Origin of the sequence: Saccharomonospora saliphila YIM 90502, assembly GCF_000383795.1 — a bacterium.
GTDB lineage: Bacteria > Actinomycetota > Actinomycetes > Mycobacteriales > Pseudonocardiaceae > Saccharomonospora > Saccharomonospora saliphila.
Genome location: NZ_KB912618.1, coordinates 49,644 through 59,939, shown reverse-complemented (window position 1 = coordinate 59,939; position 10,296 = coordinate 49,644). Strand labels below are relative to the sequence as shown.

The following is a 10,296-nucleotide window of genomic DNA, read 5'->3' as shown; positions in this document are numbered from 1 at the left end:
CGCCGCCCCCGGCGCGGACCAAACCGGGCCCCCGGCACACGCGGACACCCGCAGCACAGCCCCGGCCACCGCGCCGATCTCGGTCGCCGCGTCCCCCACCGGGGTCGTGCCCGACGACCCGTTCTCCTGCCCGGACGGCCAGTTGCCCGGCCTCGACCAGCAGGACCCACCACCGGGCGCCACCGGACACCCGGACCCGCGGGCCGCGATCGCGGCCGTGACCGGTAAGGCCGGCCGCGTCGACACCCGCCCGTTCGCCGCGATCGACGGCGCCCCGGTGTGGGTCGAAGCCGACGGAGAGACCTTCCTGGCCACCGAGCAGCCCGACGGCACCTGGCAGGCCACGCCCGCCACGGTGATCGGCTGCCGTGCCCCCGGGCAGGGATGACGGTCCCGCTCCTGTGGTCGTGGCACGCGCACCGTTCGCAGCGGCCGGTGACCGCCGAGTGGCTGCTTGTGAACGTTCTCACCGGCGTGCTGGCATGGACGGCGTTGCCCTGACACCGCAGACGAACCTGACACCGCAGACGAAGGAGTGCTGTCGATGGCGAAGCCGCGTGCACGTCTGCTCGCGCTGGCCGCCGGGGCCGCCACCGCGGCGACCCTGCTCACCCCCGCCGCCACCACCGCCGCCCCGCATGGCGCGTGGGTCGGCAGCTTCAGCGCCGCGATGACCACCGCGGCCGAGTCCGGACCGTCGGCCGAGGGCTTCACCGACACCACGCTGCGCCAGGTGGCCCACCTCTCGGTCGGGGGCGATGCCGTGCGTCTGCGGCTGAGCAACGTCTACGGCGAGAAGCCGCTGCGGATCGCGTCGGTCACCGTCGCCCCGCGCGACGACGTCGACGCGGGCACCCCGGATGTCGACCCCGGCAGGCTGAGGCTGGTGACCTTCGACGGAGGCGAGATGGTCACCGTGCCCGCGGGAGCGCAGTGGGTGTCCGATCCGGTGCCGCTGACCGTGGCCGACGACACCGACCTCGTCGTCAGCATGCACCTGCCCGGCCCCACCGGACCGGCCACCACCCACCAGGCCGGCTACGCGACGTCCTTCCAGGCCCCTGGTGAGGCCACCACCGACTCCGGGGCCGCCTTCACCCGGCTGGACACGGCACGCTACTTCCTGGCCGGAGTGGACACCGTCACCCGCTCACGCGGCTCGGTGGTGTTCTTCGGCGATTCCATCACCGACGGGGTCGACTCCACCGTCGACGCCAACCTGCGCTACCCCGACCAGTTCGCCGACCGGCTGCTGCGCCGTCCCGGGCCGCGCCAGTGCGGGGTGCTCAACGCGGGCATCAGCGGCAATCGGCTGCTCACCGACGCCGGTGCCGCCGGGGAGTCGGCGCTGGCCCGGTTCAGCCGGGACGTACTCGCCCAGTCCGGCGTGCGCAGCGTGGTGCTGCTCGAAGGCATCAACGACATCGGCACCAGCGGCGGCTCGGTGGAACCGGACGAGGTGATCGCGGTGTACCGGCAGCTCATCGACCGCGCCCACGACGCGGGCATCCGTGTGGTCGGGGCCACGCTCACCCCGTTCGAGGGTGCCAGCTACCACACCAAGGCCGGGGAGGCCGATCGGCAGGCGGTCAACCACTGGATCCGCACCTCCGGCGCGTTCGACGACGTCGTCGACTTCGACGCCGTGGTACGCGACCCCGACGACCCGTCCCGCATCCGCCCCGCCTACGACCAGGGCGACCACCTGCACCCCAACGACGCCGGGTTCGCCGCCATGGCCGAGGCGGTGGGCCTGCGCTCGGTCTGCTGACCGGGCGGGCGGTTTCCCGGGTCCGTGCGCGGGAACGCGCTGACGACAGTGGCGCACGCCGCTGCCGTCAGCACCGCACGAGCAGAAGGGGCCCTCCGCCCATGCCGATCCAGCGCACCCGCGACGACGTCGAGATCTTCTACCGGGACTGGGGCCAGGGCCGCCCGGTGGTGTTCATCCACGGCTGGCCGCTCAACGGCGACGCCTGGCAGGACCAGATGAAGGCCGTGGCCGATGCCGGCTACCGTGCCGTGGCCCACGACCGGCGTGGCCACGGCCGGTCCACCCCGGTCTACGACGGCTACGACTTCGACACCTTCGCCGACGACCTGCACGACCTGATCACCGGGCTCGACCTGCGTGAAGTCACCCTGGTCGGGCACTCGATGGGTGGTGGCGAGCTTGCCCGCTACCTCGGCAGGCACGGCACCGGCCGCGTTCACTCGGCCGTGCTGCTCTCGGCGATCACCCCGCTGCTGTTGCAGAGTTCGGCCAACCCCGAGGGCGTGCCGCGCAGCGTGTTCGACGACCTCAAACACGGCCTCGCCACCGAGCGGTCCCAGTTCTGGCAGGACACCGCCGTGCCGTTCTTCAGCACCGACCGGGAGGGCACCAAGGCCACCCGGGGCAACCGTGACGCCTTCTGGCACATGGCGATGGCCGCGACCCTCGAAGGCGGACTGGCCTGCATCGACGCGTTCGCTACGACCGCGTTCCACGAGGACCTCGACGCCATCGACGTGCCCACTCTCGTCGTGCACGGCGACGACGATCAGATCGTGCCGATCGACGCCACCGCCCGCAAGACGGTCGACCTGGTCGGCGAGGCCACCCTGTCGGTCTACGAGGGCGGCTCCCACGGCCTGGCGATGGTGCCCGGCGACAAGGATCGCTTCACCCGGGAACTGCTCGGCTTCCTGCGCCGCTGACCGGCCCGCCGAGCGGGTGCGCACGGGAGCCGAGCCGACGATGGGCACAGGACGAGGCACGGCGGCGCGGCGCTGGGTGGTGCCATGCCCCGGTGCCGTCGGCAGTGCTCGGACGGCACCGGGGCATGCCCTGCCGCTGTCAGGACGGTTCGGTCGCGCGCGGCTGGTCCGGGTCCCGCTCGGCCTCCCAGCACTGCACTCCGCGCACGTCGGGCAGCCGGTCCCGCACGAACACCGGATCGATCCCCTGGGCGCGCTGCTGCCGGTAGTCGGCCAGCAGCCGGGTCGCCAGCACTCCCAGCGGGGCGATGGCCACCAGGTTGACCACGGCCATCACGCCCATGGTCACGTCGGCCACGTCCCACACCAGCTCCAGCGAGGCCACCGCGCCCAAGAACAGCATCCCGATGACCACCAGCCGGAACACCGGAAGCGCGCGCGGGTGGGAGGTCAGAAACCGCAGGTTGGCCTCGCCGTAGTAGAAGTTGCCCAGCACGGAGGTGAACGCCAGCAGGAACACGATGAACGTCAGCAGGTGCAGCGCCCAGCTGCCCAGACTCGCCTGCAACGAGTTCTGCGTCAGTGCCGCGCCGATCTCCTCGCTGCCGTACGCGGGCGCGGAGGTCAGGATGATGAACGCGGTCACCGAGCACACGATCAGCGTGTCGAAGTAGACGCCGAAGGTCTGCGCCAGCCCCTGCTTGACGGGGTGGCTGACCGAGGCGGTGGCGCCCGCGTTGGGCGCCGAACCCATGCCCGCTTCGTTGGAGAACAACCCGCGGCGGATGCCCTGCATGATCGCCGTGCCCACGGCGGCCGCGCCGACCTCGCGGAACCCGAACGCGGACCCGACGATGTCGGAGATCACGGCGGGGACCTGGTCGACGTTGAGCCCGACCACGACCAGGCCCATGATCAGATAGATCAGCGCCATGAACGGCACGGTCATCTGCGCCACCTGCGCGATGCGGCGTACCCCGCCGAACACGACCAACGCGACCAGCGCCACCAGCACCAGGCCGATCACCGGCGCCACCCAGCCCGCGGGCTCGCTGCCGGTGGCGGTGGCCACGGAGTTGCTGACCACGTCGGTGATGCTGTTGGCCTGCACCATGTTGAAGCTGAAGCTGAAGGTGAAGATGATGACCACCGCGAACAGCACACCCATCCAGCGCGCGCCGAGCCCGTGCTGCATGTAGTAGGCCGGGCCGCCCCGGTAGCCGGAGCGGTCGCGCACCTTGAACAGCTGCGCCAGCGTGGATTCCACGAACGCGGTCGACCCGACCAGAAAGCCCATGATCCACATCCACAGGACCGCGCCCGGCCCGCCGAGCGCGATGGCGATGGCCACCCCGGCGACGTTGCCGGTCCCCACGCGGGCGGCCGCGGAGATGGAGAACGCCTGGAACGACGAGATCGCCGGTTTCCCGTCCGGCGCCCGCTCCGGGCGGCTTTTCAGGTTGCGCACCATCTCCGGGATCATCCGGAACTGCACGCCGCCCGAGCGGACGGTGAAGTACACGCCGGTCACGACGAGCAGCGGGATGACCACGTAGGTCCAGAAACCGTCGTTGACCGTGCCGATGGCCTTGAGCAGGCCGTCCATCAGTGAGCCCTTCCATGCCGGGGTGGTATCCGGGCGATCGTAGGCGATACACGCACGGTCACAACCGATCTTCGTACGGTCGCCACCCCCTCTGACGTCGGCGCGGTCGCGCGGGACGACGTCACGATGCCTCCTCCGCTGCCGTGGCGCGGTAGCCCATCGTGTACACCCCGGTCGGCTCGGCGTGGTAGCCCTTGGCTCCGACGGCCTCGGCCAGCGGGCTGCGCGGCCCGCCGCCGGAGCGCACGCGTTCGACGACCGCGCGGAAGTCGTAGCGCGGTCTCCAGCCCAGCTCGGCGCGGGCGCGGGCGTTGTCGTAGACGCGGTCCAGCGTCGGGAACACACGCCAGCCCCAGCGGCGGTAGTCCTCGGCCAGGTCGGGGAACCGCCGTGCCACGACAGCGGGCGCGTCGCGCGCCAGCTCGGCGAGGTCGTCACGGGTGAAGGGCGTGGTGGCGCTGACGATGTAGCGGGCGAAGCCCAGCCGGGGTGCGTGCTCGGCGGCCAGCAGGTGCGCCTGGACCACGTCGGCAAGGTCCACCCGTCGGTGGAGGAACTCGTTGACCTTGGCGTTGGTGTCGTCGTAGGCGGCGCGCACGGCGTCGCGGTCGTCCTGTTCGGGGAAGAACCGGGAGGTGCGCAGCACCACCACCACCGCGAGCTCGGACTCGCGGGCGGCGAGTTCGCACAGGTCCTCGGCGGCGATCTTGGTGGCGCCGTAGATGTTGCGCACCACCGGGCGCACGTCCTCGGTGATCCAGGTGGCCGGTTCGCCCTCGGGCGGGGTGAGCGCGCGGCCGAACGCGCTGGTGCTGCTGGTGAACACGACCGCGCGCACCCCGGCCTCGGCGGCGTGTTCGAGCACGGTCAGCGTGCCGGAGACGTTGGTGTCGACGAAGTCCTGCCGCGGGTGGGAGACCACGTGCGGCTTGTGCAGGGTGGCGGTGTGCAGCACGTGGGTGACGCCGTCGAGGGCGCGCCGCAGCACCGCCGGGTCGGTGATCGAGCCGACCACCGTGGTGTGCGGTGAGGGCAGCACGTCGAGCCCGGCGACCGCGTCGCCCCGTTCCCGCAGGGTGCGCACCAGCGCTTCCCCCAAGTGTCCGGCGCTGCCGGTGACCAGGTATTTCGTCACGAGAGGCGAGGCTATCAACGCCGCTGCCCCGAGCCGAACGGTTTCGGCGTATCCGGCCGCCTCGCACTCCGGCCGGGAACGCGTCACCGACCACGAGGGCCTCCGAGGCCGTGTGCGCCGGGCTCTGCTGACCAACCTCGTTCCGGCTGAACACGGGTGGGTGGACGACCCGATCAGAGTAATCCGCCGAAAGTGGCGACGTCGTGCGCGCACCATGGGCATGCTTCGATCATGACGGATGGTTCCAGCGCTCCTGATCTGTTGCCGGTGGAAGGCGGCGATGACGCTACTCCGGCCGGGCCATCCTCGGCGCGTCGCTGGATGTTGGGTATTGGCCTGACGGTCGGCCTCAACCTCGCTGTGACGGTGGCCGCCTTCGTTGGACTATCGGTCCAATACCGCAGCCTCAGCCTGGAACAGGAAAAACTCAACCTGGAACAGAACAAGGCGATCACCGAACAGGTGACCAGCGCGGCGGAGCTGATCAGCAGCGATGCTGTCAACGCTCAGGCCGCGGGGTTCCGGATGTTACAACGTGTCGCACGAATCTCACCCGGCGACCGGGACCATGTCCTCGATCTCGCAGAGTCATATCTCGCCAACGACAGGCCCGTGGCCAGGCAGATCGAAGGCCTTTACACCAACGAGCGTCCGGTATACGAGGCGAATGTAGGCACACAGGCCGCGGTGGACGTGATCCGGGCCCGCGTCGAGGAAGAGGACCCGGGAGGACCTGGTGAGCGTGCGTTCAGGCTTCCCGGCCTGGGTGTTGAGGCGGTGCGGCTTCACGGCGTGGTGATGCGTCACACCCACGCTGCGGGGTGCTTCGGCAGGCTGTCCGAGTGGAACGGGGCGGACCTCAGAGGAAGCGATTTTTGGGAGTGTGGTTTCAAATGGGCGCGGTTCACCGGCGCCAAGCTGGCTGACGTGCGGTTCACTGGGGCGGACCTGGAAGACGTGGTGTTCGCCGATGCCGACCTCACCGGTGCCCGCCTCGACCGCGTCAGGATCAACGGCAACACCGTGTTCCACGGCGCGGACCTCAGTCGTGTCACGTTCGCGGGTACCGACCTGGCGAAAGCGGACTTCACCGGCGTGAAGACGGTCGCTGGTGCGGATTTCTCGCAGTCAATAGGAGTTGAAAAGGCGCGGAACCTGAGGAACGCGCCCGGGGCTGAGTCGGCAACTTGGCCCTGGTCGTGATACTCAGCGGGAAAGGCCCGAATCCGGGCACCAAGAAACGACCGACGACATGGGCCGGTGAGGGTGTGCCGTCTTCTCCCGTCGTCACCACCGGCGGCGTTCCGGAGGTTTCGGCGTCCCGGGCGGGACTCTGCGACACCTCAGCAACGGACGAGGATCTTGCCGACGTGTTGACCTTCGAGGAACTGCCGCTGCGCTTGGTGCATCTCGGTGAGCGGATGGCGTCCCGCGATGCGGGGCCTGATCAGCCCGGTGCGGGCGATCTCGACGAGCTCGGCGAAGTGCTCGCGGGTGTGCATGGAGGAACCGATCAGCCGCCGGTTGTGCGAGTAGAGACGGCGCAGGTCGAATGACACCACGGGCCCGGCGACGGCCCCCGCGATCACCCACCGCCCGTCGTCGGCCAGCAGAGGCAAGAGCTGCTCGAGCACGGGCCCTCCCGCGACGTCGGCGACGACCGCCAGCCCGGCGGGGCTCAGGGAGCGCACCCGCGCGGCGAGATCGTTGTCGTCGCGGGCCAGGACGTGAGCCGCGCCCGCGGCACTGACCTGGTCGGCCTTGGCGCGGCTGGTGAGCGCGAGGACAGTGGCGCCGCGGGCGGCCGCGAGCTGCACCAGCGCCAGCCCCACTCCCCCGGAGGCGCCGGTGACCAGCACCGTCTCTCGGTCGCGGAGGCCGACGCGTTCGAGCATGCCCATCGCGGTGCCGTAGGCCACCGGCAGGCACGCCAGCTCCTCATCCGAGAGCGGCGAGTCGGTCATGTCGTGGGCCTGAGCGGCCTGCACCACGACGTACTGGGCGAACCCGCCATCGGCCTCGCTGCCCAGCAACCCCACAGGCGGGGCCTGCGGGCTCTCGTCGCGATACAGCGCCGGATCGACCAGCACCCGCCGACCCATGCGATCGCCGGTCACCTCGGAGCCGACGGCGGCGATCGTGCCGACGATATCGCCGCCCTGGATACGGGGGAACGAAACGGCCCCCCGCCACCCCGCGAGCGCGTCCGGCTGTCCGGGCAGGCCATACGCGCCGTGCCGGGTCCAGATGTCGGTGTTGTTCACCGCCGCGGCACGCACCCGCACCAGGAGCTCGCCGGAACCCGGCCGAGGTACGGGCACGTCATGACGTATCCGCAGGGCATCGAGTTCGCCATGACCCACCAGGACGGCGGCCGTCATCACCTCATCCACCCGCATACCCTGACATCGCCCCTGGCCGGCAGCGACACTCGACGGCACTCGGTGTCCCGAGTGGCACGGCGGGCCGGTGCGCGGCGCCCGTGCCGGTGACCACCGTGTCAGGCGGGTGTGCGGGCGGCGTTTCGATCGCCCCGGCGGCGGGGACACGAAGCGATGACGACCGACAGGGTCGTTCAACCTCGCGGGGGTCGCCCACGTCCTTCAGAGAAGGCGAGTGGTGTGATCGTTTCGGAGGTGTGATGGGTTCCCGACGGAGTCTCGCGGCCGCTGCCGGCCTCGGCGTGGCCGCGGTGACCGCCGCCGCCACGGTGACCGTGGCGCCCACGGTGAGCGAGGTCCCGGCGCGGCCACCCGAGTGCGGGCCACGGTGTGAGCCGGTGTTCGATGTCGTGTTCTCGGGCAGCGCCCGCCTCGCCGGGTGGCGGGACACCGAGGCGCCCGGCGGTCCCAGCGTGCTCGCCTACTACGTCGGGGACCGCATCCGGGACACCGAGGTGCTCGACGGCCGGGCGGTGACCGACGGCACCTGCGGCGGACGGCTTGCTACCCAGCGGTGTGTGGTCGGCTTCGACAGCGGTATGCACGGCTCGGGCGCGCTGGCGTCGCTGCTCACCGAGGACCGTGGGATCGAGGTCAGCGACGAGGTGGTCGGCACCGCGCCGGGCGCGACGGTGGCCCGGCTCGACGACGACGACCACCCGGACGTGGCGCTGCGGCACAGCACCTACGAGCCGAGCTACGCCCAGGCCCCGCAGTACTGGGAGACCTATGTGCAATCCGACGGCACGTTCGTGCGCACGGGCTGCACCGCGCCCGCGCACGACAAGACTCCGGTGCCCACCGAACCCGCCCGTGGCCGGTGTCCCGAGCCGGACCAGCGGAGCGGGCCCTCCAACGGCGTCCCCGTGTGAGCGCGTGCCGCGCCCGGTCGTTCGTGCGGTGGCCGTCGTGGAACCGGTCTCGTAACGTGCGGCGGTGAGGGCGCCGGACAGCCGGACGGGAGGAGGTCGCGATGACGGGCCGTGTGCGGGCCGTGGCGTTCGACGTGCTGGAGACACTGCTCGATCTGGATCCGCTGGGACAGCGGTTGACCGAGGTCGGCCAGCCCGCCGAGCTGCTGCGGCCGTGGTTTCTGCGGTTCCAGCGGGACGCGATGGCGCTGAGCCTGGCCGGTGACCGCGCCGAGTTCCGCGCGGTGGCGAGGCAGGCGCTGCGCACCGAGTCCGGTCACACCGCGAGCGAGGACGCGATCGAGTACGTGCTCGACGCTTTCGGCGCGCTGCCCGCGCACCCGGACGCCGAGCCCGCGCTGCGTGCCCTGGCCGAGCGGGATCTGCGGGTCGGGTGCCTGACCGTGGGCGCGGCCGAGAACACCGCCCGGTTCCTCGAGGGTGCCGGGCTGGCCGGTCTGGTGGAGCGGGTCGTCACCGCCCAGGACGCCGGGATCTGGAAACCCGCCCCGGCGGTGTATCACCTCGCCGCCGAGCGGCTCGGCACCGACCCGTCCGCGCTCGCGCTGGTGGCCGTGCACGCGTGGGACTGTCATGGCGCGGTCCGCGCCGGGTGTCTGGCGGGCTGGTGCTCCCGGTTGGAAGGCCGCTACGGCGACGTCTTCGCCCCGCCGACCGTGACCGGAGACACGCTGGTGGAGGTCGTCGACCGGTTGGTTGTGCTGGACTGACCGCCGACGGCGACCCCCGCGTCAGGCCCCGGCGGCCGCGCGGATCGTCCGCACCGCGTCGTCGACCGCGGTCACGGCGGTGTCGATGACGAGCAGGTCGCGCTCCCACACCGCGTATTCGCGCTGCCTGATCCGTTCCCAGGAGGGTTTGACCAGGCCGGGCACATCGCTGTCGCGGCTGTCGGCGCGGCGGCGGTGCGCGGCGGCTTCGATGCTGTCGATGCGCACGTAGGCGGCGCGCAGCGCGGCGGCCAGCGGCCGGGCGATGGTGGTCTTGCCGGTCGCGGGCAGGCCACCCAGCACGATCAGTACCGGCTCGTGGCGCTCGTCGGGCGGTGAGGGCACCCGTTGCACCCTACTGGGCCCTGCCCCGCTTACCGGAGGCGCCGGGCGCGCAGGACGGTGTCGCGGGTGTGCGGTGAGCCCTCGGGGATCGCGGCGCGGGGACGCGTCTCGTGGATCTCGACGGTCCAGTCGTGGTCGAGCAGCGCGGCGAGGTCGTCGGTGCCGTAGTAGTCGCCCGTGTCGAAGCCGCGCTCGTGGTGCTCGTGCTCCGGAGTGCCGGTGAGGTCGTGGCCGACCACGAGGAGGGTGCCGCCGGGGGCCACGGCGGCGGGTATGCCGCGCAGTGCCCTCGGACCCGCGTCGCGCCGGAGCGGGAAGTACAGGGCGCAGACGAGGTCGAAGGTCCCTGCCGGGGGCGGCGTGGCCAGTGGGTCGCCGTGTGTCCACGCCACGCGGTCGGCCACGCCGGCGCCCGAAGCGGCGGCGC

9 protein-coding genes and 2 pseudogenes are annotated in these 10,296 nt (G+C 71.6%); 6 read left to right on the top strand and 5 right to left on the bottom strand.

Features of this window, described 5'->3' with window-relative positions; translation table 11 throughout:
- From SACSA_RS25610 to SACSA_RS0102410, 3 genes and pseudogenes are all read left to right on the top strand, one after another.
- Nucleotides 1-388: pseudogene (locus SACSA_RS25610) on the top strand (hypothetical protein); the annotation flags it as partial.
- Nucleotides 389-544: 156 nt separating this feature from the next.
- Nucleotides 545-1,771, top strand: coding sequence for an SGNH/GDSL hydrolase family protein (locus SACSA_RS0102415; protein WP_019813178.1), 1,227 nt, complete (start codon nt 545-547; stop codon nt 1,769-1,771).
- A gap of 101 nt (nt 1,772-1,872) precedes the next feature.
- On the top strand, nt 1,873-2,700 hold the full coding sequence (locus SACSA_RS0102410; protein WP_019813176.1) for an alpha/beta fold hydrolase: 828 nt from the start codon (nt 1,873-1,875) through the stop codon (nt 2,698-2,700).
- Nucleotides 2,701-2,839: 139 nt separating this feature from the next.
- On the opposite strand, the gene SACSA_RS0102405 is transcribed toward SACSA_RS0102410, so the two are convergent.
- Entirely contained in the window at nt 2,840-4,306 is a 1,467-nt protein-coding gene (locus tag SACSA_RS0102405; RefSeq protein WP_019813174.1) for an alanine/glycine:cation symporter family protein, read from the bottom strand.
- Between the two features lie 121 nt (nt 4,307-4,427).
- Entirely contained in the window at nt 4,428-5,441 is a 1,014-nt protein-coding gene (locus SACSA_RS0102400) for an NAD-dependent epimerase/dehydratase family protein (RefSeq protein ID WP_019813172.1), read from the bottom strand.
- Between the two features lie 231 nt (nt 5,442-5,672).
- Here SACSA_RS0102400 and SACSA_RS0102395 point away from each other — a divergent pair, with 231 nt between their 5' ends.
- Nucleotides 5,673-6,644: a pentapeptide repeat-containing protein gene (locus SACSA_RS0102395; RefSeq protein ID WP_028661451.1), complete on the top strand. Its 972-nt coding sequence runs from the start codon at nt 5,673-5,675 to the stop codon at nt 6,642-6,644.
- Nucleotides 6,645-6,784: 140 nt separating this feature from the next.
- On the opposite strand, the gene SACSA_RS0102390 is transcribed toward SACSA_RS0102395, so the two are convergent.
- Entirely contained in the window at nt 6,785-7,840 is a 1,056-nt protein-coding gene (locus SACSA_RS0102390) for a zinc-binding dehydrogenase (RefSeq protein WP_019813169.1), read from the bottom strand.
- 242 nt (nt 7,841-8,082) lie between these two features.
- On the opposite strand from SACSA_RS0102390, the gene SACSA_RS0102385 reads away from it, so the two are divergent.
- On the top strand, nt 8,083-8,754 hold the full coding sequence (locus SACSA_RS0102385; protein WP_157596574.1) for a hypothetical protein: 672 nt from the start codon (nt 8,083-8,085) through the stop codon (nt 8,752-8,754).
- 101 nt (nt 8,755-8,855) lie between these two features.
- Nucleotides 8,856-9,524, top strand: a complete 669-nt coding sequence (locus SACSA_RS0102380; RefSeq protein WP_019813167.1) for a haloacid dehalogenase type II — start codon at nt 8,856-8,858, stop codon at nt 9,522-9,524.
- A gap of 21 nt (nt 9,525-9,545) precedes the next feature.
- On the opposite strand, the gene SACSA_RS0102375 is transcribed toward SACSA_RS0102380, so the two are convergent.
- Together SACSA_RS0102375 and SACSA_RS21180 are read right to left on the bottom strand one after the other, a co-directional pair.
- Nucleotides 9,546-9,869, bottom strand: a complete 324-nt coding sequence (locus SACSA_RS0102375; protein ID WP_019813166.1) for a zeta toxin family protein — start codon at nt 9,867-9,869, stop codon at nt 9,546-9,548.
- A 29-nt stretch (nt 9,870-9,898) separates the two neighbouring features.
- Nucleotides 9,899-10,296: pseudogene (locus SACSA_RS21180) on the bottom strand (SAM-dependent methyltransferase); the annotation flags it as partial.

Coding starts and splice junctions, on each gene's coding strand:
- SACSA_RS0102415 (WP_019813178.1), top strand. CDS start 545: ATGGCGAAGCCGCGTGCACGTCTGCTCGCGCTGGCCGCCGGGGCCGCC.
- SACSA_RS0102410 (WP_019813176.1), top strand. CDS start 1,873: ATGCCGATCCAGCGCACCCGCGACGACGTCGAGATCTTCTACCGGGAC.
- SACSA_RS0102405 (WP_019813174.1), bottom strand. CDS start 4,306: ATGGACGGCCTGCTCAAGGCCATCGGCACGGTCAACGACGGTTTCTGG.
- SACSA_RS0102395 (WP_028661451.1), top strand. CDS start 5,673: ATGACGGATGGTTCCAGCGCTCCTGATCTGTTGCCGGTGGAAGGCGGC.
- SACSA_RS0102390 (WP_019813169.1), bottom strand. CDS start 7,840: ATGCGGGTGGATGAGGTGATGACGGCCGCCGTCCTGGTGGGTCATGGC.
- SACSA_RS0102385 (WP_157596574.1), top strand. CDS start 8,083: ATGGGTTCCCGACGGAGTCTCGCGGCCGCTGCCGGCCTCGGCGTGGCC.
- SACSA_RS0102380 (WP_019813167.1), top strand. CDS start 8,856: ATGACGGGCCGTGTGCGGGCCGTGGCGTTCGACGTGCTGGAGACACTG.